General features: G+C 67.7%; 22 protein-coding genes. 9 read left to right on the forward strand and 13 right to left on the reverse strand.

Annotation, left to right across the window (positions count from 1 at the left end; all coding sequences use genetic code 11):
• The first annotated feature begins 45 nt into the window (after positions 1–45).
• The gene (locus tag OCGS_RS11650) at positions 46–411 is read left to right on the forward strand and encodes an SUF system Fe-S cluster assembly protein (RefSeq protein WP_007427443.1); all 366 of its coding nucleotides are present in this window, start codon (positions 46–48) and stop codon (positions 409–411) included.
• A gap of 34 nt (positions 412–445) precedes the next feature.
• Positions 446–817, forward strand: a complete 372-nt coding sequence (locus tag OCGS_RS11655; protein ID WP_007427444.1) for a HesB/IscA family protein — start codon at positions 446–448, stop codon at positions 815–817.
• A gap of 10 nt (positions 818–827) precedes the next feature.
• Here OCGS_RS11655 and OCGS_RS11660 read toward each other — a convergent pair whose 3' ends face one another.
• The 5 genes from OCGS_RS11660 to OCGS_RS11680 all read right to left on the reverse strand — a co-directional run bounded on the left by OCGS_RS11660 (position 828) and on the right by OCGS_RS11680 (position 6,321).
• Entirely contained in the window at positions 828–1,823 is a 996-nt protein-coding gene (locus OCGS_RS11660; protein ID WP_007427445.1) for an oligopeptide/dipeptide ABC transporter ATP-binding protein, read from the reverse strand.
• A complete protein-coding gene (locus tag OCGS_RS11665; protein WP_007427446.1) occupies positions 1,820–2,782 on the reverse strand; it encodes an oligopeptide/dipeptide ABC transporter ATP-binding protein in 963 nt (320 codons plus the stop codon). Before OCGS_RS11665 ends, OCGS_RS11660 begins: the two co-directional genes overlap by 4 nt.
• Positions 2,782–3,708, reverse strand: a complete 927-nt coding sequence (locus OCGS_RS11670; RefSeq protein ID WP_007427447.1) for an ABC transporter permease subunit — start codon at positions 3,706–3,708, stop codon at positions 2,782–2,784. The genes OCGS_RS11665 and OCGS_RS11670 overlap by 1 nt, the downstream gene beginning before the upstream one ends.
• A gap of 8 nt (positions 3,709–3,716) precedes the next feature.
• Positions 3,717–4,640 carry an oligopeptide ABC transporter permease OppB gene (oppB, locus tag OCGS_RS11675; protein ID WP_007427448.1) on the reverse strand — a complete coding sequence of 308 codons (924 nt, stop codon included), beginning with the start codon at positions 4,638–4,640 and terminating at the stop codon, positions 3,717–3,719.
• A gap of 64 nt (positions 4,641–4,704) precedes the next feature.
• On the reverse strand, positions 4,705–6,321 hold the full coding sequence (locus OCGS_RS11680; protein WP_007427449.1) for a peptide ABC transporter substrate-binding protein: 1,617 nt from the start codon (positions 6,319–6,321) through the stop codon (positions 4,705–4,707).
• Between the two features lie 200 nt (positions 6,322–6,521).
• Here OCGS_RS11680 and modA point away from each other — a divergent pair, with 200 nt between their 5' ends.
• Genes modA through modC form a run of 3 tightly spaced genes read left to right on the forward strand, consistent with a single transcriptional unit; the run spans position 6,522 to position 9,039 of the window.
• Complete coding sequence (gene modA, locus OCGS_RS11685) at positions 6,522–7,271, forward strand: molybdate ABC transporter substrate-binding protein (protein WP_007427450.1); 750 nt, start codon at positions 6,522–6,524, stop codon at positions 7,269–7,271.
• Positions 7,268–7,966 carry a molybdate ABC transporter permease subunit gene (gene modB, locus OCGS_RS11690; protein ID WP_007427451.1) on the forward strand — a complete coding sequence of 233 codons (699 nt, stop codon included), beginning with the start codon at positions 7,268–7,270 and terminating at the stop codon, positions 7,964–7,966. The genes modA and modB overlap by 4 nt, the downstream gene beginning before the upstream one ends.
• On the forward strand, positions 7,963–9,039 hold the full coding sequence (gene modC, locus OCGS_RS11695) for a molybdenum ABC transporter ATP-binding protein (protein WP_007427452.1): 1,077 nt from the start codon (positions 7,963–7,965) through the stop codon (positions 9,037–9,039). The genes modB and modC overlap by 4 nt, the downstream gene beginning before the upstream one ends.
• Positions 9,040–9,047: 8 nt before the next feature.
• On the opposite strand, the gene OCGS_RS11700 is transcribed toward modC, so the two are convergent.
• Complete coding sequence (locus OCGS_RS11700; protein WP_007427453.1) at positions 9,048–10,550, reverse strand: bifunctional ADP-dependent NAD(P)H-hydrate dehydratase/NAD(P)H-hydrate epimerase; 1,503 nt, start codon at positions 10,548–10,550, stop codon at positions 9,048–9,050.
• Positions 10,551–10,739: 189 nt separating this feature from the next.
• On the opposite strand from OCGS_RS11700, the gene OCGS_RS11705 reads away from it, so the two are divergent.
• The 3 genes from OCGS_RS11705 to OCGS_RS11715 all read left to right on the forward strand — a co-directional run bounded on the left by OCGS_RS11705 (position 10,740) and on the right by OCGS_RS11715 (position 13,240).
• On the forward strand, positions 10,740–11,078 hold the full coding sequence (locus OCGS_RS11705) for a P-II family nitrogen regulator (RefSeq protein WP_007427455.1): 339 nt from the start codon (positions 10,740–10,742) through the stop codon (positions 11,076–11,078).
• A gap of 32 nt (positions 11,079–11,110) precedes the next feature.
• Positions 11,111–12,517, forward strand: coding sequence for a type I glutamate--ammonia ligase (gene glnA / locus OCGS_RS11710; RefSeq protein WP_007427456.1), 1,407 nt, complete (start codon positions 11,111–11,113; stop codon positions 12,515–12,517).
• Positions 12,518–12,790: 273 nt separating this feature from the next.
• Positions 12,791–13,240 carry a hypothetical protein gene (locus tag OCGS_RS11715; RefSeq protein ID WP_007427457.1) on the forward strand — a complete coding sequence of 150 codons (450 nt, stop codon included), beginning with the start codon at positions 12,791–12,793 and terminating at the stop codon, positions 13,238–13,240.
• Between the two features lie 187 nt (positions 13,241–13,427).
• On the opposite strand, the gene hflX is transcribed toward OCGS_RS11715, so the two are convergent.
• The 4 genes from hflX to trkA form a co-directional block, all read right to left on the reverse strand.
• Complete coding sequence (gene hflX, locus OCGS_RS11720) at positions 13,428–14,678, reverse strand: GTPase HflX (RefSeq protein WP_007427458.1); 1,251 nt, start codon at positions 14,676–14,678, stop codon at positions 13,428–13,430.
• 22 nt (positions 14,679–14,700) lie between these two features.
• Complete coding sequence (hfq, locus tag OCGS_RS11725; RefSeq protein WP_007427459.1) at positions 14,701–14,940, reverse strand: RNA chaperone Hfq; 240 nt, start codon at positions 14,938–14,940, stop codon at positions 14,701–14,703.
• Positions 14,941–15,068: 128 nt separating this feature from the next.
• Positions 15,069–16,586, reverse strand: coding sequence for a potassium transporter TrkG (locus OCGS_RS11730; RefSeq protein WP_007427460.1), 1,518 nt, complete (start codon positions 16,584–16,586; stop codon positions 15,069–15,071).
• 2 nt (positions 16,587–16,588) lie between these two features.
• Complete coding sequence (gene trkA, locus OCGS_RS11735) at positions 16,589–17,965, reverse strand: Trk system potassium transporter TrkA (protein ID WP_007427461.1); 1,377 nt, start codon at positions 17,963–17,965, stop codon at positions 16,589–16,591.
• A gap of 89 nt (positions 17,966–18,054) precedes the next feature.
• Here trkA and OCGS_RS11740 point away from each other — a divergent pair, with 89 nt between their 5' ends.
• Positions 18,055–18,519, forward strand: a complete 465-nt coding sequence (locus tag OCGS_RS11740; protein ID WP_007427462.1) for a YajG family lipoprotein — start codon at positions 18,055–18,057, stop codon at positions 18,517–18,519.
• Here the strand turns inward: OCGS_RS11740 and OCGS_RS11745 are convergent.
• Genes OCGS_RS11745 through OCGS_RS11755 form a run of 3 tightly spaced genes read right to left on the reverse strand, consistent with a single transcriptional unit; the run spans position 18,495 to position 23,053 of the window.
• Positions 18,495–19,358 (reverse strand): alpha/beta fold hydrolase, encoded by an 864-nt coding sequence (locus OCGS_RS11745; RefSeq protein ID WP_007427463.1) that lies wholly within the window; start codon positions 19,356–19,358, stop codon positions 18,495–18,497. The two genes, OCGS_RS11740 and OCGS_RS11745, sit on opposite strands and share 25 nt — an antisense overlap.
• 3 nt (positions 19,359–19,361) lie before the next feature.
• Positions 19,362–20,786 (reverse strand): nitrogen assimilation response regulator NtrX, encoded by a 1,425-nt coding sequence (gene ntrX / locus OCGS_RS11750; RefSeq protein WP_007427464.1) that lies wholly within the window; start codon positions 20,784–20,786, stop codon positions 19,362–19,364.
• Positions 20,783–23,053, reverse strand: a complete 2,271-nt coding sequence (locus OCGS_RS11755) for a sensor histidine kinase NtrY-like (protein WP_007427465.1) — start codon at positions 23,051–23,053, stop codon at positions 20,783–20,785. Before OCGS_RS11755 ends, ntrX begins: the two co-directional genes overlap by 4 nt.
• Between the last annotated feature and the right edge of the window lie 34 nt (positions 23,054–23,087).

The raw sequence follows: 23,087 nt of genomic DNA on the forward strand, positions 1-23,087 counted from the left end.
CGATCAATTCCTATCTGTTGGGTCGGAATAGACGACAGGTGGCCGATGACCGTGCAGACCGAACCCAAACTGGAAGGCGCGCCGCTGATCCGGCCTTCCACGACAGACCATCCGCTTCATCCTGAAATCGTCGAGGCGTGCCGCAGCGTCTATGACCCCGAGATCCCGGTGAACATCTTCGATCTGGGTCTCGTCTACACGATCGAGATCAGCGCCGAGAACGATGTCACGGTCACGATGACCCTGACCGCGCCCGGTTGCCCCGTGGCGGGCGAAATGCCCGGCTGGGTCGCCGATGCCATCGAACCCGTGCCGGGGGTCAAGACGGTCGATGTCCAGCTGACCTGGGATCCGCCCTGGGGCATGGACATGATGTCCGACGAGGCCCGGCTGGAACTAGGGTTCATGTAACGGGCGTTCCGCCCGACGCGAGGAGATTAGCGCGATGTTCAGCATTCCCGGCAAGCAGGCCGTGACGATGACCCCCGCCGCCGCCCGCCAGATCGCGCGGCTGATGGCCCGCGACGGCCATGCCGGCCTGCGCATCGGCCTGAAGAAGGGCGGCTGCGCGGGCATGGAATACACCATGGATTACGCCGACAGCGTCGATCCGCAGGACGAGGTCGTCGAGCAGGACGGCGCGCGGGTGATGATCGCGCCGATGGCGCAGATGTTCCTGTTCGGGACCGAGATCGACTATCGCACCTCGCTGCTGGAATCCGGCTTCCAGTTTCGCAATCCGAACGTGACCGACGCCTGCGGCTGCGGCGAATCGATCAAGTTCAAGGACGTGTCCGAATTGTCGGATCACCGCTGAAGGCCCGCCATCAGGCGACGGTTTCCATCACTTCCTGATAGGGACAGGCCACCAGATGGCCGTCGCCGACATCCAGCAGCGGCGGACGGCCGACCGCGCAATCGGGCTGCGCCTTGGGGCATCGCGTGCGAAAGACGCAGCCCGAGGGCGGATTGACCGGCGACGGCAATTCCCCCGACAGGACCGGCCGCTTGCGCGCCCGTTCGCGTTTGGGATCGGGGATTGGAACGCTGGAAATCAGCGCCTGCGTATACGGGTGCCGCGGGCGTCGAACGACATCGCGCGCCGCGCCCTGCTCCATCTGGCGGCCCAGATACAGGACCAGGATCCGGTCGCTGATATGCTTCACCACGCTCAGATCGTGGGCGATGAAGATCAGCGACAGGCCCATTTCCTTTTGCAGCCGCTTCAGCAGATTGACGACCTGCGCCTGCACGCTGACATCCAGCGCGCTGACAGGCTCGTCGCAGATGACCAGGCGGGGCGACAGGACCAAAGCGCGCGCGATGCCGATACGCTGGCACTGGCCGCCGGAAAACTCGTGCGGATAGCGGTTGATCAGATTTGGCAACAGGCCCACCCGCTCCATCATCTCGGACGCCTTGGCGCGCGCCTGTTTCGATGTGACATCGGGCTGATGGGTGCGCAGCGGCTCGGCGATGATCTCGCCCACGTTCATGCGGGGGTTCAGCGCGGCCAGCGGATCCTGAAAGATCATCTGCACTTCGCGCCGATGCGTGCGCCGGGCCCGCGGCGACAGTTTACGCAGGTCCGTCCCGTCCCACAGGATTTCCCCACCCGTCGCGGGTACCGTGCCGATGATCGCGCGGGCCAGCGTCGATTTGCCGGACCCCGATTCGCCCACCACGCCCAGCGTCGTCCCCTCCTCCAGATCGAAGGAAAGGTCCGCCACGGCGGACAGACGGTCGGACGGCGTCCACGGCCACGCGCCGCGCGGGCGGATGTCGAAGGTCACATCCAGATCGCGCACTTGCAGAAGGGTCATCGCACCACCTCGGGATCGGCATGGCAGGCACGCAGGCGGCCCGACCATTCGGTCAGCGGCGGCTGGATGCGGCCGCATCGTTCCATCGCGAAACCGCAGCGCGGCGTGAACGGGCACCCCTTGGGCAGACGGCTCATGTCGGGCGGATCGCCGGGAATCGTTTCCAGCTCGTCTTGGTCGATATCCAGCCGCGGCACCGCTTTCAGCAGGCCCAGCGTATAGGGATGGCTCGGCCGCTCGAACAGGGTCTCGGTCGCGCCCTGCTCCATCACCCGGCCGCCATACATCACCACCGTTCGCTCGCAGGTATCGGCGACGATGCCCAGATCGTGGGTGATCAGCACGATGGCTGTCCCGAACTCGGCGCGGATCTCCGACAAAAGCTCCATGATCTGCGCCTGCACGGTCACGTCCAGCGCCGTCGTCGGTTCGTCCGCGATCAGCAGGCGCGGACGGCAGAGCAGCGCCATCGCGATCATGATCCGCTGCCGCATCCCGCCCGAAAACTCGTGCGGATACATCCGCAACCGCGATGCCGCGTCGGGTATGCGCACAGCGTCCAGCATCGCGGCGCTTTCCGTCATCGCCTCGCGCCTGGACATGCCCTTGTGCAGGGTCAGCACCTCGGCCATCTGGTCGCCTACCCGCAGATAGGGGTTCAGCGACGTCATCGGATCCTGAAAAATCATCGCCGCCTGCGCCGCGCGAACCTTGTTCAACTCGCGCGGGGACAGGCCCAGCAGCTCCTTGCCGTCCAGCCGGACGGATCCGGTGGCTTCGCCGTTGCGGGCCAGCAGGCCCATGATGGCAAAGGCGGTCTGCGACTTGCCCGACCCCGATTCGCCGACGATCGCCAGCGTCCCCCCGGCCTCCAGCCGCAGGGACAAGCCGTTCACGGCGTTCACGGTGCCGTCCGCGGTGCGAAACGCCACCGCCAGATCGTCCACTTCCAGCAGCATCAGCGGTCCTTCGGGTCGAGGGCGTCGCGCAATCCGTCCCCGACGAAGAAGAACGCGAACAGCGATATGACGAACACCGCCAACGGAAAGCCCAGCATCCACGGCGTTTCATTGCGAAGGTTCGACGCGCCCATGTTGATCAACGCGCCCCAGGACGTGCTGGGTTCCTGCACGCCGAGGCCGAGAAAGCTGATGAACGATTCGAAGATGATCATGCTGGGCACCAGCAGCGTCGCATAGACGATGACGACGCCCAGCAGGTTGGGCACGATATGGCGGAAGATGATCGTGGGCGTGCGCACCCCGGTGGCGATGGCGGCTTCGACGAATTCCTTGTTCTTCAGGCTCAGCGTCTGGCCGCGCACGATCCGCGCCATGTCCAGCCATGAAATCAGCCCGATGCCGATGAACAGCATCACCAGACTGCGCTCGAACACGACGAGTAGCAGGATCAGCACGAACATATAGGGAATCGACATCATCAGATCGACGATCCGCATCATCACCGTATCGGTCTTGCCGCCGACATAGCCCGCGACCGCCCCCCACAACGTGCCGACCACGACCGAGATCAGCGCACCGACAATGCCGACCATCAGGCTGATGCGGCTGCCTTGCACGACGCGGGCGTAAAGATCGCGCCCGGTCTCGTCGACGCCGAAATAATGGCCGTTGGCGATGGACGGCCCGCCCGCCTGCGGGATGTTGCCCAGAAGCGACCAGTCGATCTCCTCGTTGGACCATTGCGCGACGGTCTGTCCGAACAGCGCGAAAAGCACGACCAGCACCAGCACGACCAGTCCGCCGGTCGCCGCCTTGTTGGCGAAGAAGCGCTGCCGCGCATCGGACCAGAGCGACCGGCCGCGCACGGGCTCCATTCCGGCGGCTTCGACATTGTCCTCGGCGGTGCCAAGCTGCGCGACCATGCTGCCTCCTAGTACCGGATTTTCGGGTCGATCCAGGCGTAAAGGATATCGACCACCAGGTTGAACGTCACCGTCAGCGTCCCGATCAGGATGGTGATTCCCATGATGACCGAATAATCGCGGCTAAGCGCGGAATTGACGAAGAATTGCCCGATGCCGCCGGTCGAGAAGAACACGTCGATCAGGACCGATCCGGTGATCATGCCCACGAAGGCCGGGCCGAGATACGAGATCACGGGCAGCAGCGCCGGCTTCATCGCGTGGCGCAGGATCACGCGCCGCATCGGCAGGCCCTTGGCACGCGCGGTGCGGATGAAGCCCGCGTTCAGCACCTCAAGCATGGACGACCGGGTGATGCGCGCGATCGAGGCCATATAGCTGGTCGAAAGCGCGATGACCGGCAGGATCAGGTATTCCCACTGCCCGCCGCGCCAGCCGCCGCCGGGCAGCCAACCCAGCCAAAGCGTGAAGATTAGCACCAGGATGGGGGCCATCACGAAGTTGGGAAGGACCTGCGCGCCGATGGAGATGCCGACGGCAAGGTAGTCGAGCCAGGAATTGTGATAAATCGCGGCCAGCACGCCAAGCGTCCCGCCGACGGCGACGGCGACGACGAATGACCAGATGCCATAGGTCAGCGTCACCGGAAAACCCTGCGCGATCAGGTCGTTGACGGTGCGATCCTTGAATTTGAAGCTGGGGCCGAAGTCGAATTGGGTGACGACGTTCCAGACATAAATGCCCATCCGTTCGATCAGCGGGCGGTCGAGGCCGTACTTTTTCTCAAGGTTTGCAAGGACTTCGGGGGGGACGCCGCGTTCGGTGGCGAAGGGGCTGCCCGGAGCGGCCTCCATCAGCAGGAAGGAGAAGACGATCAGCAGCAGGATCGTGGGGATCGCGATGGCGATGCGGCGGGCGATGAACGAATACAAAGGCTGCAAGTCCTTGATATGTCAGGCGCCCGGCATGAAACCGGGCGCCTTGTTTGTCAAGCGGTCAGTCGGCCTTCACGCGGTAGAAGTCCTTGACGTACCAGTTGTTCTCGACGTTTTGCAGCGGGAAACCCTTGATCTGCGGGTCGAGCAAAAACGTATTAGAATAGTGATAGATCGGTATGATTCCCGTATCCTCGGCCAGGATCTGTTCCGCCTGCCGATAGTCGGCCGCCGGATCGTCCGAGGTCTTGGACGCCTTCATCAGTTCGTCGTATTCCGCGTTCGACCACTTGCCGTCGTTCTGTTCCTGATCCGTCATCAGGATGTCGAGGAAGGTGGACGCTTCGTTGTAGTCGCCGCACCAGGCGGACCGCGCGACATCGAAATTGCCGGCCTTGCGCACGTCGAGATAGGTGGACCATTCCATGTTCTCGAGCGTGGTGGTGATGCCCAGCTTCTGCTTCCACATCTGGCTGAGGACCGTGGCGATCTGCTTGTGCGATTCGTCGGTATTGTAGATCAGCTTGAGATCCAGATCCTCGACGCCCGCTTCCTCGAGAAGTTCCTTGGCCTTGGCGTCACGCTCGGCTTGGGTCATCTGCGCATAGTCGAGTTCAGGCATCTCGAACCCGGCCGTCGCCTCGTGCACGAAGTTGTAGGCCGGAAGCTGGCCGCCCTGAAGGATCTGATCGACGATCACGTCGCGGTCCACGGCCAGCGACAGCGCCTTGCGGACGCGCGGATCCTTCAGTTCCTCCTTCGCGCCTTCGCGCTGGTTGATCTGATAATAATAGCTGCACAGGCGCGGCACGGAAATCGCCTCGTCCGGGCGCTGTTCCTTCAGGCGCGGATAGGATCCTGCGGGCAGCGGTTCCAGCAGGTCGAATTCGCCGGCTTCGTAGCGGGTCAGCGCCTGGCTGGAATCGTTGATGATCAGGCCCTCGACCTCCTCGATGACGACGTTGTCGGCATCCCAGTATTCGGGGTTCTTCACCAGCTTGAAGTATTCGTTCAGCGACAGCTCGGCCAGCTTGTAGGCCCCGTTGCCGACATAATTCTCGGGCGCGGTCCAGTCGCTGCCGTATTGTTCGACCGTTTCCTGATGGACGGGAAACAGGGTGGCATAGGTGGTCATCGCCGGGAAATACGGCAGCGGCCTGTCCAGCGTGACCTTCAGCGTGTGATCGTCCACCGCCTCCACCCCCAGTTCGGATGGGTCCATTTCGCCGGCCACGATCGCGCCCGCGTTCTTCATGCCGGTCAGTTCGACATACCACGCATAGGGCGACGCGGTTTCGGGATCGGCGGCGCGACGCCACGCATAGACGAAATCCTGCGCCGTCACCGGGTCGCCGTTGGACCAGCGGGCATCGTCGCGCAGGGTGAAGGTATAGACGGTGTTGCCCTCGCTGGCCTCGTATCCGGTGGCGACGCCGGGCCGCAGGTTGCCCTGCGCGTCCTGGGTCATCAGCCCTTCCATGATCTGACGCAGCACATGGCTGCCTGCCGTTTCCTCGTTCAGTTGCGGATCGAGCGTCGGAAACTGGTCGAGCAGACGATAGGAAAACGTCTGGTCGTCGGCCAGTTCGGTGCCTTCGGGCACGTCGGCGGCAAGGGCCGGTTGCAGCGCAAGACCGAGCAGCGCGGTCGTCGTGGCAAGGATCGTTCTGCGGTTCATGGGAATCCTCCTGTCGGCAGGCCCGTCATTGGTGTGCGGGCGAATGGCGATGGGCAAGTTTGGCCGATTTGCCGCCGGGCGCAAGCCGGATCCCGGTTGACGTGAGGAAACGGCATGCGCGCCGGGGGCGAGCGACTTGCAAGCCCCGGTCGCTTGGGCTGTTATCACGCGCGACCGCCCCCCCCTCGGAGTTGCGTGCCATGCTGCGCCTTGCCGCCCTTGTCTGCCTTCTGTCCGGGCCTGCCTTGGCGCAGGACGGCCCCACGATCTTTGCCGCCGCCAGCCTGAAGACCGCGCTGGACGAGATCGGCGCGGAATGGAGCGCGCAGACGGGCCGCGACGTGGCCATTTCCTATGGCGGATCGTCGGCGCTGGCCCGGCAGATCCTGCAAGGCGCGCCGGCGGACGTCTTCATCTCGGCCAATGTCGAATGGATGGACGCGGTGGAGGGCAGCATCGAAGGGGACAGCCGCCGCGACCTGCTGGGCAACCGGCTGGTGCTGATCGCGCCCGCGGGCGGCGATGCGGCGCCCGTCAATCTGGTGCCGGGCGTCGATCTGGCGGGGTTGCTGGGCGACGAGGGGCGCATGGCGATGGCGCAGGTCGATGCGGTGCCGGCAGGCCTCTATGGCCGCGCGGCGCTGGACTGGCTGGGCGCGTGGGATGCGGTCGCGCCCCGCGTGGCGCACGCCGACAACGTGCGCGGCGCGCTGGCCTTCGTGGCGCTGGGCGAGGCGCCGCTGGGCATCGTCTATGCCACCGACGCCGTGGCCGAACCGCGCGTGACGGTGCTGGGCACGTTTCCCGCCGAAAGCCATGCGCCGATCGTCTATCCGGCCGGCGCGCTGTCGGACGACGCGCAGGCGCTGGATTTCCTGGACTATCTGTCGGGCGACGCGGCCGCATCGGTGTTCGGGGCCAACGGTTTCACGGTCCTGCCGCGCGAATGACCGCCTGGCTCGGCCCCGCGGAATGGCAGGCGGTGGCACTGTCGCTGCGGGTCAGTCTGACCGCGACGGCGCTGAGCCTGCCGCTGGGCATCTGGATCGCGTGGCTGCTGGCGCGGCGGCGCTTTCCGGGCAAGCAGGTGCTGAACGGGCTGGTGCATCTGCCGCTGATCCTGCCGCCCGTCGTCACCGGCTATCTGCTGCTGCTGACCTTCGGCACCCAAGGCCCTGTCGGCGGGCCGCTGCGCGACTGGTTCGGCGTGACGCTGGCCTTTCGCTGGACCGGGGCGGCGCTGGCGGCCGCGATCATGGCGTTTCCGCTGATGGTGCGCGCGATCCGGCTGTCCTTTGAGGCGGTCGATCCCCGGCTGGAGGAGGCCGCCGCCACCCTGGGCGCGTCGCGGCTGCGGGTCTTCGCGACCGTGACGCTGCCGCTGATCGCGCCGGGCATCGTCGCGGGGGCGGTGCTGGCCTTTGCCAAGGCGATGGGCGAATTCGGCGCGACCATCACCTTCGTCGCCAACATCCCCGGCCGCACGCAGACGCTGCCTTCGGCCATCTATGGCTTCTTGCAGGTGCCGGGGGGCGAGGGGCCGGCGCTGCGGCTGGTGCTGGTGTCGGTCGCCGTGGCGATGACCGCGCTGCTGGTGTCCGAGGTTCTGGCCGCGCGCGCGTCGCGGCGGGTGGCCGGGTCGTGACGCTGGAGGTGCGGCTGTCGCAGCGCTGGCCGGGATTCGCGCTGGACGCCGCTTTCACCGCGCCCGACGGGGTGACGGCCCTGTTCGGGCGGTCGGGATCGGGCAAGACCACCATCGTCAACGCGGTGGCGGGCCTGCTGCGGCCGCAGGCGGGACGGATCGTGCTGGGCGGCGACGTGCTGCTGGATACGCGGGCGGGGCGGTTCGTGCCGCCCAGCGCCCGGCGGATCGGCTATGTGTTCCAGGACGGGCGGCTTTTTCCGCATATGGACGTGGCGGCGAACCTGCTTTACGGGCGCAGGCCGCGCCGGCGGGATGCGGCGTTTTCGGACGTCGTCGATCTGCTGGGGATCGGGGCCCTGCTGGCGCGCCGCCCAGCCGCGCTGTCGGGCGGCGAGAAAAGCCGCGTGGCGCTGGGCCGCGCGCTGCTGTCGAACCCGCGGCTGCTGTTGATGGACGAACCGCTGGCCGCGCTTGACGAGGCGCGCAAGGCCGAGATCCTGCCGTATCTGGAGCGCATCCGCGATACGGCGCGGATCCCCATCCTCTACGTCAGCCATTCGGTCGCCGAGATCGCGCGGCTGGCCACGACGCTGGTGACGATCGAGGCAGGGCGCGTGACGGGCGCGGGGCCGGTCGCGGCGATGCTGGCCGATCCGGGCGCGGTGCGGTTTCTAGGGGTGCGCGAGGCAGGCGCGGTGCTGGCGGGGCGGATCGTCGCGCATCATCCCGACGGGCTGAGCGAGGTGGCGGTGTCGGGCGGATCGCTGCACCTGCCGCGCATCGCGCTGGGCGTGGGGCACGGCGTGCGACTGCGGATCGCCGCGCAGGACGTGATCCTGTCGCGCGCGGCGCCCGTGGGGCTGTCGGCGCTCAACATCCTGCCGGGCATCGTCACGGCGATCCGGCGTGGCGACGGGCCGGGGGCGATGGTGCAGCTTGCCTGTGGCGGGGACCTGCTGCTGGCGCGCATCACCGGGCGGTCGGCGGATGCGATGGATTTGCGCGAAGGTCAGCCCTGCCACGCGATCATGAAATCCGTGGCCGTGCATCCGGACGATGTCGGCGGATAAGACGCGCGTCAGAGACCGAGGCGCGCGAAGACGCGCGGCAGGGCGTCGGGCAGATCCTGGGCGATCATGCCCGCGCCAAGCTGGCGGGCGCATTCGACATGCAGCCAGGCGCCCGTTTCGGCGGCGCGCATCGGATCGAATCCGCGCGCCAGAAGACCGGCGATGAAGCCCGACAGGACATCCCCCGCCCCCGCAGTCGCCAGCCAGGGCACGGCGCGACCATAGCTGGCGGGCGCCAGCGCCGCCTGCCCGTCCGGTCCGGCGATCACCGTATCGGGCCCCTTGACGAGGACGGTGCAGCCCGCCCGCAGGGCCGCCTGCCGCGCGGCGTCGAGCTTGGAGAACGCGCTGTCCTTCGCCAGCCTGTCGGCGAGGTCGGGAAAGAGGCGCGCGAATTCGCCCGCATGGGGGGTCAGCACGCAGCATTCGTGCAGCAGCGAGAACAGGTCGTCGTCCCGCGCCAGCAGCGTCAGCGCATCGCCGTCGAGCACGGTCCCGCGCCCCACCCGAAGGGCCGCGCGCAGCAGCCCCGCCTCGCGCGCGGTCAGACCCAGGCCCGGCCCGAGGCACAGCGTATCGAGGCGCGGATCGCCCAGCAGGTCGGTCAGCGCGCCTTCGTCCTTCACGGCGCGCAGCATGATCGCGTCGAGCTGCGCCGCATTCTCGATCAGGGCGGCGGGGGGACAGGCCAGCGTCACCAGCCCGGCCCCGATGCGCAGGGCACCCCGCGCCGCCATCCGCGCGGCCCCGCCCCGCCCGACGCCGCCCGACAGGACCAGCACGTGACCGTGATCGTATTTGTGACCGTCGGTCTTTCGCAGGCATCGCGCCGCATCGCCGGCGGACAGATCGACAAGACGGCAGGACGGCGCGTCATCGGCGCCCGGCACGGGATCGAGGCCGATATCGGTCACGACGAGACGCCCCGAACGGGCCGGGCCGTCCGCAAGGTAGTGACCGACCTTGGCCGCATGGAACGTCACCGTCAGATCGGCGCGCGCCGGGCTGCCCCCCATAATCCGCATCGCCCCGGTATCGAGGTCGAGGCCGGTCAGCCCATCCACCGCGACCAACGGCAGGCCGCGTTCGCTGGCCGCCCGCAGCGGCGCGTGCATCGCGGCGGGAACCGGACGGACCAGCCCGGTGCCCAAGACGGCATCGACGACCAGATCCGCGCCATCGGCCCAATCGCCGCCTTCGGGCCAGTCCCTGAGGGCGCCGGTTTCCATCCAGAGATCGGCGTTCGCCCGCGCATCGGGCGGCAGGTCGGCCGCCCTGCCCCACGAATGAAGGTCGACGCGCCAGCCCCTGTCGCGCAGCAGGCGCGCCACGACGAACCCGTCGCCGCCATTGTTGCCCGGCCCGCAAAGCACCGCGGCGCGGCGCGGACCGTCGCGCATGGCGGGCCATTGCGTCAGCAGCGCATCGACCACGCCGCGCCCGGCGCGTTCCATCAGCGTGCGCCCGGTGACGGCCCCCGTGGCGATCGCCGCCCGTTCGATGGCGCGCATGCGGGCGGACGTCAGAAGATCGGCGATGACGCGTTCCTTTCGTGCCCAATTATTAAGCAGACCGCCAAAACCTGCGGCACATGCCCCGGAATATGCGGCCCCTGCCCGTCCACCGCCTGCATGCCGCGTTGCGGCGGGCGGGCGACCGTGTTCTGCAACGCCCGACCGATACCAGAAGGATCCGCAGGCATGAAGAAGATCGAGGCAATCATCAAACCCTTCAAGCTGGACGAGGTGAAGGAAGCCTTGCAGGATGTGGGCGTGCAGGGATTGTCGGTGCTGGAGGTCAAGGGCTTCGGGCGGCAGAAGGGCCATACCGAACTTTACCGCGGCGCCGAATACGTCGTCGATTTCTTGCCCAAGGTGAAGATCGAGGTCGTCCTGGAGGACGATCAGGTCGATGCGGCCATCGAGGCCATCGTCGCCGCCGCGCGCACCGACAAGATCGGCGACGGCAAGATCTTCGTCAGCCCGGTCGAACAGGCCGTCCGCATCCGAACCGGCGAGACCGGGCCGGACGCGCTGTAATTCCAAACGCTCACCCCAAGAGAGAGGCGATTATGAGCAGGCAGGACATGCTGAAGAGAATGAAGGACGAGGATGTCGAATACCTCGACATCCGGTTCACCGATCCGCGCGGCACGTTGCAGCATGTGACCGTCTGCGCCGATCAGGTGGACGAGGACTTCCTGGAAGACGGGTTCATGTTCGACGGCAGCTCGATCGCGGGCTGGAAAAGCATCGAGCAGTCCGACATGAAGCTGATGCCCGATCCCGGCAGCGCCTATATCGACCCGTTCTATGCCGAACGCACGATGGCGGTGCATTGCACCGTGCTGGAACCCGACACCAACGAACGCTATGGCCGCGATCCGCGCGGCACCGCGCGCAATGCCGAGGATTACCTGCGTTCGACCGGGATCGGCGATACCGCCTATTTCGGCCCCGAGGCCGAGTTCTTCCTGTTCGACGACGTGCGCTTTTCGGTGTCGATGAACAAGGTCAGCTATCACGTCGATGCGCAGGACGGCGCGTGGAACAGCGACACGTCTTTCGAGATGGGCAATATGGGCCACCGGCCCGGCATCAAGGGCGGCTATTTCCCGGTCAACCCCATCGACGACGCGCAGGATCTGCGCGCCGAGATGCTGACGACGATGAAGCGCATGGGCATGAAGGTGGACAAGCACCACCACGAGGTCGGATCGTGCCAGCATGAACTGGGCATGATCTTCGGCACGCTGTGCCATCAGGCCGACGAGATGCAGAAGCACAAATACGTCATCCAGAACGTCGCGCATGCCTATGGCAAGTCGGCGACGTTCATGCCCAAGCCGATTTCGGGCGATAACGGGTCGGGGATGCATGTGAACATGTCGATCTGGAAGGACGGCAAGCCGCTGTTCGCGGGCGACAGGTATGCCGACCTGAGCGACGAGGCGCTGTGGTATATCGGCGGCATCCTGCGCCACGCCAAGGCGCTGAACGCCTTCACCAACCCCACGACCAACAGCTACAAGCGGCTGATACCGGGGTTCGAGGCGCCGGTGCTGCGGGCCTATTCGGCGCGCAACAGGTCGGGCTGCATCCGCATCCCGTGGGCCGAATCGCCGAAAGCCAAGCGGGTCGAGGCGCGGTTCCCCGATCCGGCGGCGAACCCCTATCTGGCGTTCTCGGCGCTGCTGATGGCGGGGCTGGACGGCATCCGCAACAAGATCAACCCCGGCGAGGCGATGGACAAGGATCTCTACGATCTGCCGCCCGAGGAGCTGGCCGACATCCCGACCGTCTGCCATTCGCTGCGCGAGGCGCTGGGCGAGCTGGAGGCGGACATGGATTTCCTGACGGCGGGGGACGTATTCTCGAAAGACCAGATCGAGGGCTACATGGATCTGAAATGGAAAGAGATCTATGCCTACGAGCACACGCCGCATCCGGTCGAGTTCAAGATGTATTATTCCTGCTGATTGCGGGAAATGACGAGAAAGGGGCGCCTGCGGGTGCCCCTTTTTGCTGTCGGCCGATGGATTCGTGCGGGTTTCTGCCCGCCGGACACGCGATGTTGTCAGGACTTGATTGAAACCGGGGCGGTTTTCGGCGCAAATCGTTAACGGCAGCATTGCGGACATGGCCGGCCCTTTTCGGGGTTTGTCACGTCCTCATCCCCTGGCCGCCGCGATTGGGCCGCAATCGTCGCTCATCCCGTGTTGCAGCCCGACCGAGACATCAGCGAGGCCGACATGGACGACGCCCATCCCAACGTGACCGCGACCCTGCATTATCCGCCGGGCCGCACACCCCCCGTCTGGGCGGTCGAACGGCCGGTGGTCTGGGCGCTGCGGCGGCTGAAGCTTGCGCTGCGCGACCACCGCATCGACGCCACGGCATCGCGGGTGCGGCTGGCGACCGACGCGGCCGAGATCGTGCTGGCATCGGGCGCAGACCGGGGCGTCGCGGACGGCATCGTGCTGACCGTGCGGCCCAGGGGCGCGACGGATGCGGCGATGGCGGCCGATCTGGCGCGTGCTCTGTTGCGCCGGATCGAGGGCTGCCATCCGGTGCGGGCGGTGTTCTGGCATCCCACGCTTGACGGCACCGTCAAGGCCCTGTCGCCCCTGCGGCGCGAAGCGCTGCGGGCCATCGCGCGCGACAAGGATGTGGGGCTGCTTGCGCTGCGCCTTCACGCGTGACGCGCCCGCCCGAGGATGGGGGCGAAACCGCGGGAGGCCGGCTTATGGACGGTCGCGTTCCGGCATGACGCGCGCGTCCGAAGGTTTGGAGCGGCTGGCACTGCACGCTTGCCCATGACGCGCGCGCCGCAAGGAGTGGAGCGGCTGGCATCGCGCCTTCACGCATGGCGCGCCTTTCGGAGGCCGGTCAGAGATCGTGGAAGCGGCGCGCCTGACGGGCGGTCCAGTTGACGGTCAGGTGATTGCCGTCCTCGGACTGACGCTCGTCCTCGACCACGCCCTGTTCGTAAAGCCAGGCGCGCCGCTTGCCGGCGGCATGGGGCAGAACCAGCGTCTTGCGCATCCGCGCCTCGTCCAGCGCGGCGGTGATCGCGGCGGTCAGCGTGTCGATGCCCGCCCCGGTCAGCGCCGACAGGATCAGCACGTCGTCGCGCCGCGCGGCCTGCGCGGCGGTGGCGGATGCGGCGTCTTCGGCCAGTAGGTCGGCCTTGTTCCACACCTCGATCCGCGGGGTCGCGTCGTCCACGCCCAGTTCGGTCAGGATCGCCTCGACATCGCGGGCCTGCGCTTCGGTTTCGGGATGGGCGATGTCGCGGACATGGACGATCAGATCGGCGGCCAGAACCTCCTCCAGCGTGGCGCGGAAGGCGGCGACAAGCTGGGTCGGCAGGTCGCTGATGAATCCGACCGTATCCGACAGGATGATTTCGGCGCCTGATGGCAGGTCGATGCGCCGCATGGTCGGATCCAGCGTGGCGAACAGCATGTCCTTGGCCATCACGTCCGCGCCGGTCAGGCGGTTGAACAGCGTCGATTTGCCCGCGTTGGTATAGCCGACCAGCGCCACGATCGGATAGGGCACCTTGGCACGCGCCGCGCGGTGCAGTTCGCGCGTGCGCACCACCTTGTCGAGCTGCTTGCGCAGGCGCACGATCTGGTCGTCGATGGCGCGGCGGTCCGCCTCGATCTGCGTCTCGCCGGGACCGCCAACGAAGCCCAGTCCGCCGCGCTGGCGTTCCAGGTGGGTCCAGGCCCGCACCAGTCGCGTGCGCTGATAGCTAAGCGCGGCCATTTCCACCTGAAGCACGCCCTCGCGGGTGCGGGCGCGGTCGCTGAAGATTTCGAGGATCAGGCCGGTTCGGTCCAGAACCTTGACCGACCATTCCTTTTCCAGATTGCGCTGCTGCACGGGGCTGACCGGCCCGTCGATCAGCACGAGGCCCACATCGTCGGCCTCGATCCGGGCCTTGAGTTCGGCCAGCTTGCCGGTGCCGAACAGATGGCCCGGATGCGCGCGCGGCAGGCGCACCACCTCGCCGCCCGCGACGTCGAGATCGGGAAGCGCCGCAGCAAGGGCCAGCGCCTCGCCCAGCGCGGGGCCGGCCGGGCGGCGGTCGCGGTCTGTCTGGATGTCGGGATGCAGGACCAGGGCGCGCATCGGGCCGCTCAACCCCGCGCCATCAGGACGGTTCTTCGCTTTCGTAAAGGCTGATCGGCTGGCTGGGCATGATGGTGGAAATGGCGCCCTTGAAGACCAGTTGCGACTGCCCGTCGCGGCGCAGCAAGACGCAGAAATTGTCGAACCACGTGATGACGCCCTGAAGCTTCACGCCGTTGATCAGGAAGATCGTGACGGGAACCTTGGTCTTGCGCACATGATTGAGGAAAGTCTCCTGCAGGTTCTGCTTTTCGGCGGCCATCGGCTGTCCTTGCGTTTCTTATCGTTGGCGGCCCGCATCGGGGCCGCGGGCGGCTGGCATGTCGGCGCGACTATGGGGGCGGTCCGCCCGATATTCCAGCCGTAATCGCGCGGGCGCGCGGCGATCCGCTAGCCGCGCCAGAATTCGCGGTTGAACAGCGCAATCAGCGCCAGCGTTTCCAGCCGCCCCAGCACCATCGCCACCGCCAGGATCAGGCGCGCGGGATCGCCCATGGCCGAATAGAGGATCGGCGTGTCGGGGGCCGCCGCCGCCAGCGGCCCCGTCGTGGACAGCGCGGCGATGGTCAGCACCACCGCCCCTTCGAAGTCGATGCCCGCCAGGGTCAGCGCCGCCATAACCAGCGTGATGCTGAGCGCGAAGAGCATGAAGAATATCCAGGCAAGATAGGCCCCCAGCCGGCGAAGCTGACGCGCGCCGCCGGTGCCCGACGATCCGACCGACGAGGGCGAGACCAGCTTTTCCAGTTCGCGCTGGCCGTGGCGGGCCAGCGCATAGATGCGCAGCAGCTTGACCCCGCCCGCCGTGGTGCCGACCCCGCCGCCGACCAGCGCCAGCCCCATCAGCGCGAGGCCGGGCGTCTGCAACCCCGACCAGGCGCGCGACGCGTCGAACGCCGCCGAGGTGAAGCCGGTGGTCGTCAGGAACGATAGCGTGGTGAACAGCGCCCCCCAGAGCGCGCGAAGGGCCGCCACCGGATCGCCTGCCGCCCGCCCGTCGAGCGCGCCCCACCAGTGACGCAGGAACAGCACCACCGGCACGGCGAGGACGATGGCGGCGGCCAGCCGGATTTCGGGATCGCGCAGCAGGCGGCCGACGGCGCCCCGCCCGCCGCCATCGTCAGTGAAGGTCAGCCGCGACACCGCGAAGACCAGGAAGATCAGGACGATCGCTTCGGGCAGAAGGCCCGCCGCCCCCGGCCCGTTCGCCGCGACGATGCCGCTGGTCGACATCGTGGACAGCGCGATCATCGCGCCGTCGAAGGGCCGCAGCCCGGCGATGACCAGCGCGATCCACAGCACCAGCGTCAGCCCGCCATAGATGGGGATCAGCCGCGCCGCCTGCCGCGTCAGCCTGTCCGACGTATCGACCGGCCGCGACCCGCGCGACAGGCTGTCGCCGACGCCGATCTGCCCGGTCGAGACCACTTCGAACCCGCCGAGATTCAGCGGCGCCAGGATCGCCGCGGCGCTGACCCACATCAACAGCCCGCCCAGCCAGCCGACCAGCCCGCGCCAGAGGTGCAGCGTTTCGGGCAGGACGCGCGGCCCGTCGAAGACGCTGGCGCCCGTGGTGGTCAGGCAGCTTATCATCTCGAACCAGGCGGCGACGAAGCGGACGTTTCCCGCGCCCTCGTAAAGCGGCACGGCCAGAAGTGCGGGCAGCAACGACAGCGCGCCCGCCAGCGACAGAAGCTGCGCGCGGATCGGGTGGCGCGAGGGACGCGCGCCCACCGCCAGCGCCAGCATCGCGAAGATGATGCAGAACAGCAGCCCCGAATAAAGGAAAGCGCGCGCCACGGCCAGGTCGCGGACCTGCCAGCCGTGGATGGCCGGCACGAACATCGCCAGCGCGCCGATCCCGCCCAGAAGCAGGATGAACGGCAGCCGGAGGAGATGCGCGCCCATGTTCAGAAGAAGTCGATCGAGACCTGGAACAGCTTTTCGACCGCCGGCACGTCGTCGGCCAGCGCGAACAGCACGATCACGTCGCCTTCCTCGATCCGGGTGGCGCCGACGGGGCGCAGCACGTCGAAGCCCTTGACCACCGCGCCGACCAGCGCGCCTTCGGGGAAGTCGATGTCGCGGATCAACTGGCCGGCGATGGGCGAGGTCGAGAGAACCTGCGCCTCGATCACCTCGGCCTCGGCGTCGCCGATGGAATAGACGCCGCGCACGCGCCCGTGGCGGATGTGCCGCAGGATCGAACTGACGGTGGTCGAGCGGGGGTTGATGTAGGCGTCAACGTCCAGCGGCGCCAGAAGGGGCTGCAACGTGGGATCGTTGATCAGGCAGATCGACATGCGGCAGCCCGCCGATTTGGCCCGCACCGAGGTCAGCAGGTTGGTCTTGTCGTCGTCGGTCACGCACAGCACCGCGTCGGCCTTGGCGATGCCCGCCTCGGACAGCAGATCCATGCTCATCCCGTCGCCATGCAGCACGATGGTGCGTTCCAGCGCGTCGGCGGCGATCTCGGCGTTGTGGCGGTCGCGCTCGATCATGCGGGCGCGGATGCGTTCCGGCCGCCCCTCCAGCGCGCGGGCGACCGCCAGCCCGACATTGCCGCCGCCGATGATGACCACCCGTTCCTGCCGCTTGACCGATTTGCCGAAGATTTCCATCGCGCGGTTCACGTCGTCGCGGTGCGACACGAAATAGATCTGGTCGTCCTGGAACAACTGGTCGCCGGGGCTGGGCACGAAAAGCCGCCTGCCCCGCCGCACACCCACGACGATGGTGCGCAGCGTCGAAAAGAGGTCCGTCAACTGCTTGAGCGGGGTGTTCAGCACCGGGCAGTCGGCATCCAGCACGATACCCAGCAGCTGCACCCGCCCGTCCACGAAACTTTGCGTGTCGAAGGCGGCGGGGGCGGCCAGACGGCGCAGCGCGGCCTCGGCCACTTCCTTTTCGGGCGAGATGACCACGTCGATGGGCATGTGATCGCGCCGGTAGAGGTCGGAATAGATCGCGGTCAGATAGCTTTGGGCGCGCAACCGGGCGATCTTGCGCGGCACGGCAAAGACCGAATGGGCGACCTGGCACGTGACCATGTTCACCTCGTCCGAATGGGTGGCGGCGACGATCATGTCGGCGTCCCGCGCGCCCGCCCGGTCGAGGATGTCGGGATAGCTGGCATGCCCCGCGATCCCCTGCACGTCGAGGATGTCGGTCGCCCGGCGTACCAGGTCGGCGTTGTTGTCCACGATGGTGATGTCGTTGCGTTCGCCCGACAGGTGACGGGCGATCTGCCAGCCGACCTGACCCGCGCCGCAGATGATGATCTTCATGCGAAGCCCACGATGCTGACGCCCATTGCGCCGCTTGCAAGGCGCGCCGCGTGGCGTATCCTTCGCACGAATAGTCGCGGGGACCGGAAATGAAAAGGTTTGCCCTTCTGGGGGCGCTGATGCTGGCGGGTTGCGCGCCCTATTCGGGCTATTACCGCGCCGGGGCCACGACCGGCGCGATGGAGGCGGCGTTGACCGAATGCCAGGTCGCGGCCGTCCAGCGCGTGCCGCCCAACACCCAGTTGCGCCGGACGCCCATCCTCCAGACCCAGCCCGCGCGCGTCTATTGCAAGGACGACCGCTGCATCGCCTATCCCGCGCGGTATGCCGGCGGGCGGGCCTATACGACGGATGTGAATGCCGGGCTGCGGGGGCGCGTCGTGCGGCAATGCATGGCGCGCGAGGGCTATCGCCCGGTGACGGTGCCGCTTTGCGGGTCCGACGTGCCCGAGGCGCTGCGCCGGACGGCGCAGACCCGGATGCCGCCTTTGGGACCGAATGTCTGTTCGGTGCGCGGACAGGACGGACGCTACGGATTCGTCGTCACGGGCTGATCCGTCAGAAATCCGTCGAGGGCGGGCAGGAACAGATCGGGGCGTTCGCGCATCGGCCAGTGCCCCGCGTCGAGTTCCAGCAGACGCGCGCCGGGAACGAGCCGTGCCGCCCGCCGCGCGTGGCGGGGCGGGATCAGCCGGTCGGCGGCACCGTGGATCAGCAGGGTCGGCGCGACGATCCGCCCCAGCATCGGCGTGAGGTCGGATTTCAACCCGTCCGCGCCCAGCTCGGCCGCCAGAAAGTCATCGAAGCTGCGCCGCGCAGACTGATCGCGGGCGACGGCGACCAGATCGCGGAACGCCGCGTCGGTGACGCGGGCGGGGTCGGCATAGGTCGCGGCCAGCCCCGCCCGCGCCAGCGGCCCGCCGCGCGCGGCGATGGCATAGACCAGCCGCGCGCCGCCCTGCCGCAAGAACAGCCGCGCCAGCCCTTCGGCAGGCAGGTGCGCCATCAGGCCATAGGCGCTGGCCGGCACAAGACGCCGCACACGCGCCGGGCGGTGAATCGCCAGCCACAGGGCCATGCCGCCGCCCATCGACACGCCGGCCACGTCCGCGCGCGCCACGCCCACCGCATCGAGGAACCGGTCCAGCCAGAGGCCCAGATCGGTCAGATCGTGGGGGCGCCCGAACCCCGCGCTTGCGCCGTAGCCGGGCAGATCGGGAACGATCACCCGATATCTGCCGCGCAGGGCGGCGATGGTGGACCGCCACGTCATTTCAGCATGGTCAAACCCGCCGCCATGCAGCAGCACCAGCGGCGTGCCGGCCTTCGGCCCCTCGTCCACATAGGCCGCCTCGCGCCCCGCGACGGTGACGAAGCGGTCGGCGAAGGGCATGGCCTAGCCGCCGGATTCCGTGAAGGCCGGCGCGCCCAGGCTGGCCACGCGGCCGCCGGGCCGGGACGTGGTGACGACCCCCAGCGATTTCAGCTTGCGGTGCAGCGCGCTGCGTTCCATGCCGACGAAGTTGGCGGTGCGGCTGATATTGCCGCCGAAGCGGTTGATCTGGGTCAGCAGGTATTCCTTTTCGAACAATTCGCGCGCCTCCCGCAGGGGCAGCGTGGCGAGGCTGCCGGCCAGCACGACGCGGCCCTCGTCTTCGGGGGTGGCGCCGCCGGTGCCCGGCAGTTCGGCGGCCGCGATCTCGGCCCGACTGTCGCCCAGGATCAGCACCCGTTCCATCATGTTCTTCAACTGGCGCACATTGCCCGGCCACAGCATCGTCTGAAGCTGGGCCACGGCCTCGTCCCCCAGATTGCGCAGGGGCAGGCCCTGCGTGCGGTTGAAAAGACGCAGGAAGAAGCGGGCGAGTTCGGGAATATCCTCGCGCCGCTCGTCGAGGCTGGGAACCTCGATCGGGACGACGGCCAGCCGGTGATAGAGTTCCTGACGGAACCGCCCCTCGGCGATCTCGACATTCAGGTCGCGGGTGGTCGAGCTGATGACCCGGATATCGACGCGCACCTTGTCGGTGCCGCCGACGCGCTGGAACGACTGATCGACCAGCACGCGCAGGATCTTCGACTGGGTGCCGGCGGGCATGTCGGCCACCTCGTCGAAATAGAGCACGCCGCCATCGGCCTGTTCCAGCAGACCCTGCTCGATCCCGCGTTCGGGGCTTTCGCGGCCGAACAGCGTTTCCTCCATCCGTTCGGGATCGACGCTGGCGGCGGCGATGCTGACGAAGGGGCGGTCCCTGCGGCCCGAGCTGGCATGGATATACCGCGCGGCGAGTTCCTTGCCGGCGCCCGCGGGGCCGGTCAGCATCACCCGCCCGTTCGATTTCGTGACCTTGTCGAGTTGCGATTTCAGCGCCCGGAAGGCCGCGCTGCCGCCGATCAGTTCGGCTGGCTCGGCGTCGCGGCGGCGAAGCTGCACGTTTTCGCGGCGCAGGCGCGAGGTTTCCATCGCGCGGTTGATGACGACCGTCAACTGGTCGATGTTGAAGGGTTTTTCGATGTAATCGTAGGCGCCCTGCTTCATCGCGGCGACGGCGATCTCGATATTGCCGTGACCCGAGATGATGATGACGGGCACGCCCGGATGATCGCGGCGGGCCAGCTTGAGGATGTCGATCCCGTCCATGTCGCTGTCCTTGAGCCAGATGTCGAGGATCATCAGCGCGGGGGGCGATTCGGCGATCCGGGCCAGGCATTCGGCCGAATTGGATGCCAGCCGGGTCGCGTGCCCCTCGTCCTGAAGGATGTCCGAGATCAGTTCGCGAATGTCGCGTTCGTCGTCCACGATCAGAATGTCACCGCTCATGCCTGTGTCTCCTCGATCAGGTTGGTGTTGTTGGCCGCGGGCATCGTTCGGCCCGCCGGCAGTCTGATTTCCGCCCTGGCGCCGCGGGGGAACGCCACGGGATCGCCCAGCGTCAGGGTGCCGCCGTGTTCCTCGACGATCTTGCGCACGATGGGCAGGCCCAGCCCCGTGCCTTCGGCGCGGGTCGTGACATAGGGCTCGAAGATGCGGCTGCGATCCTCGGGCAGGCCGATGCCGTTATCCTCGATGGCGATCGACACCTCGTCGGGGCCGGCGCGCATCGTCACGCGGATCTCGGGGCGATAGCCGGGATCGGCGCGCAGCGTCTCGGTCGCCTCGCCCGCGTTCTTTATGAGGTTGGTCAGCGCCTGCCCGATCATCGTGTCGTCCAGATCGAGCGTCACCGGACCTTCCGGCAGGTCGGCCGAGATGCGCACGCCGGTCTGGCCGGCCTGCTGCAACAGGACCGCGCCGCGCACCAGATCGACCAGATCGTGCCGGCGGCGGTCGGGTTCGGGCATCCGCGCGAACTGGCTGAATTCATCCACGATGCGGCGGAGGCCCTCGGTCTGGCGCACGATCACGTCGGTCATCTGCTCCAGCTTGGCCGGATCGCTGACCTCGGGGCCGAACTTGCGCCGGATGCGCCCGGCGCTGAGCTGGATGGGGGTCAGCGGATTCTTGATCTCGTGCGCGATGCGGCGGGCGACATCGCCCCAGGCGGCCATGCGCTGCGCCGCCACCAGATCGCTGACATCGTCGAAGGCCACGACATAGCCTTCGGGCGATCCGTCCTCGGCGCGGCGGATGGCGATGCGCACCAGCAGGCTTTCCAGATGGCCCGAACGGATCACCTTGACCTCGCCCTGCACCGCCTCGGCGCCGCCCTGGGCGATGCGCTGCCAGAGCGGGTCGAATTCGGGCACCGCGACCGACAGCGCCACCGGATCGGCCGCGTCAAGGTGCAGCAACCGTTCGGCCGAACGGTTCACGAACGTCACCTTGCCCGCATCGTCCAGCCCGACCACCCCCGCCGTGACCGACGACAGCACCGAATCGAACAGCCGGCGGCGTTCCTCGATCTGTGCGTTGGTGGCCAGCAGCGCGTCGCGCTGGCCCTTCAATTGCCGGGTCATCTGGTTGAACAGACGGCCCAGCATGGCGATTTCGTCGTCGCTGCCTTCCTCGCGCACCTGAACGTCCAGATCGCCCGCGCCGACGCGCTGCGCGGCGCCGGCCAGACGGCCCACGGGGCGCGACAGGCGTTCGGCGAACCACAATCCCATCCAGATCGCCGCCAGGATCAGTATCACCGCGAAGCCGAGGTAAAGCAGGCCGAACTCGAACAACAGCCGGCCGCGGTCCTGTTCCAACTGCTCGTAAAGCCGCGCGCTGTCCTGCGTGTCGTCCAGCAGGGCCAGCAATTCGCCATCGACGGACCGGCTGACGTAAAGATACCGGTCGCCCGGCCCGTCCAGCCGCGTGAGGCCGCGAAATTCGTTGTTGTCCCAATCCTCGACGATGACGGTCCGGCCGGTGCGCGCCTCGTCCAGGGCCTCGAGCGGGGGCGGGTCGTAATCGAACAGATAGGAGCGTTCGCCGCGCGCGCGGATCCCGCCCTCGCCGTCGATGACGAAAGCCTCGCGCAGGCCGCGCTGGATCTGCGACTGGCCCTGCGCCAGCAGCGCGCGCAACTCGCCCTCGCTGACGATGAAGCTGTCGGCGCGTCCGGGGCCCAGAAAGCGCACCAGAACGTCGGGGTCGGTCAGGAAGCGGGCCAGCGCCTCGGTGTCGGCGCGCAGGTCGCGGCGCTGCTCGTCCTCGTAGGCCTCGGCCGCTTCCAGCGACGCGCCGACGACTTGCCTGACGCGATCCGAGAACCACCCTTCCAGCCCGAAATTGACGGTCAGCGCCGCGAAGACGGCGACGGTCACGGTCGGCACCAGCGCAATCAGCGCGAAGACGCCCGTCAGCCGCATGTGCAGGCGCGATCCCGCCGACCGCGCGCGCCGGGCCGCGACCATGCGCGCCAGCGCGCTGAGCACCAGCGTCGCCAGCACCAGCACATAAACCAGATCGGCAAGGATCACGAAACGCAGCGCGACCGTGGATTGCCCCTGTTCCAGTGGTCCCAGCACCAGGAAGGTCGCCAGCGCCAGCAGCGGCCCGAGGATGGCCAGACCGATCGTCGCCGCGTTCTGGACGCGCCGCTGCCGGCGCAGCCGCGCCAGACCGTCCCAGCTGAGCACCCGCGCGGGATGCATCATGGCCGACTCCAACAGATGCGGCGCAGGGCGCCCG

The sequence above is a fragment of the Oceaniovalibus guishaninsula JLT2003 genome, assembly GCF_000299575.1.
Lineage (GTDB): Bacteria > Pseudomonadota > Alphaproteobacteria > Rhodobacterales > Rhodobacteraceae > Palleronia > Palleronia guishaninsula.

Bases quoted from the DNA above. Each gene is read 5' to 3' on its own strand.
- OCGS_RS11650 (WP_007427443.1), top strand. From the start codon at position 46: ATGACCGTGCAGACCGAACCCAAACTGGAAGGCGCGCCGCTGATCCGG.
- OCGS_RS11655 (WP_007427444.1), top strand. From the start codon at position 446: ATGTTCAGCATTCCCGGCAAGCAGGCCGTGACGATGACCCCCGCCGCC.
- OCGS_RS11660 (WP_007427445.1), bottom strand. From the start codon at position 1,823: ATGACCCTTCTGCAAGTGCGCGATCTGGATGTGACCTTCGACATCCGC.
- OCGS_RS11665 (WP_007427446.1), bottom strand. From the start codon at position 2,782: ATGCTGCTGGAAGTGGACGATCTGGCGGTGGCGTTTCGCACCGCGGAC.
- OCGS_RS11670 (WP_007427447.1), bottom strand. From the start codon at position 3,708: ATGGTCGCGCAGCTTGGCACCGCCGAGGACAATGTCGAAGCCGCCGGA.
- OCGS_RS11680 (WP_007427449.1), bottom strand. From the start codon at position 6,321: ATGAACCGCAGAACGATCCTTGCCACGACGACCGCGCTGCTCGGTCTT.
- modA (WP_007427450.1), top strand. From the start codon at position 6,522: ATGCTGCGCCTTGCCGCCCTTGTCTGCCTTCTGTCCGGGCCTGCCTTG.
- modB (WP_007427451.1), top strand. From the start codon at position 7,268: ATGACCGCCTGGCTCGGCCCCGCGGAATGGCAGGCGGTGGCACTGTCG.
- OCGS_RS11700 (WP_007427453.1), bottom strand. From the start codon at position 10,550: ATGCGCGCCATCGAACGGGCGGCGATCGCCACGGGGGCCGTCACCGGG.
- OCGS_RS11705 (WP_007427455.1), top strand. From the start codon at position 10,740: ATGAAGAAGATCGAGGCAATCATCAAACCCTTCAAGCTGGACGAGGTG.
- glnA (WP_007427456.1), top strand. From the start codon at position 11,111: ATGAGCAGGCAGGACATGCTGAAGAGAATGAAGGACGAGGATGTCGAA.
- OCGS_RS11715 (WP_007427457.1), top strand. From the start codon at position 12,791: ATGGACGACGCCCATCCCAACGTGACCGCGACCCTGCATTATCCGCCG.
- hflX (WP_007427458.1), bottom strand. From the start codon at position 14,678: ATGCGCGCCCTGGTCCTGCATCCCGACATCCAGACAGACCGCGACCGC.
- hfq (WP_007427459.1), bottom strand. From the start codon at position 14,940: ATGGCCGCCGAAAAGCAGAACCTGCAGGAGACTTTCCTCAATCATGTG.
- OCGS_RS11730 (WP_007427460.1), bottom strand. From the start codon at position 16,586: ATGGGCGCGCATCTCCTCCGGCTGCCGTTCATCCTGCTTCTGGGCGGG.
- trkA (WP_007427461.1), bottom strand. From the start codon at position 17,965: ATGAAGATCATCATCTGCGGCGCGGGTCAGGTCGGCTGGCAGATCGCC.
- OCGS_RS11740 (WP_007427462.1), top strand. From the start codon at position 18,055: ATGAAAAGGTTTGCCCTTCTGGGGGCGCTGATGCTGGCGGGTTGCGCG.
- OCGS_RS11745 (WP_007427463.1), bottom strand. From the start codon at position 19,358: ATGCCCTTCGCCGACCGCTTCGTCACCGTCGCGGGGCGCGAGGCGGCC.
- ntrX (WP_007427464.1), bottom strand. From the start codon at position 20,786: ATGAGCGGTGACATTCTGATCGTGGACGACGAACGCGACATTCGCGAA.
- OCGS_RS11755 (WP_007427465.1), bottom strand. From the start codon at position 23,053: ATGATGCATCCCGCGCGGGTGCTCAGCTGGGACGGTCTGGCGCGGCTG.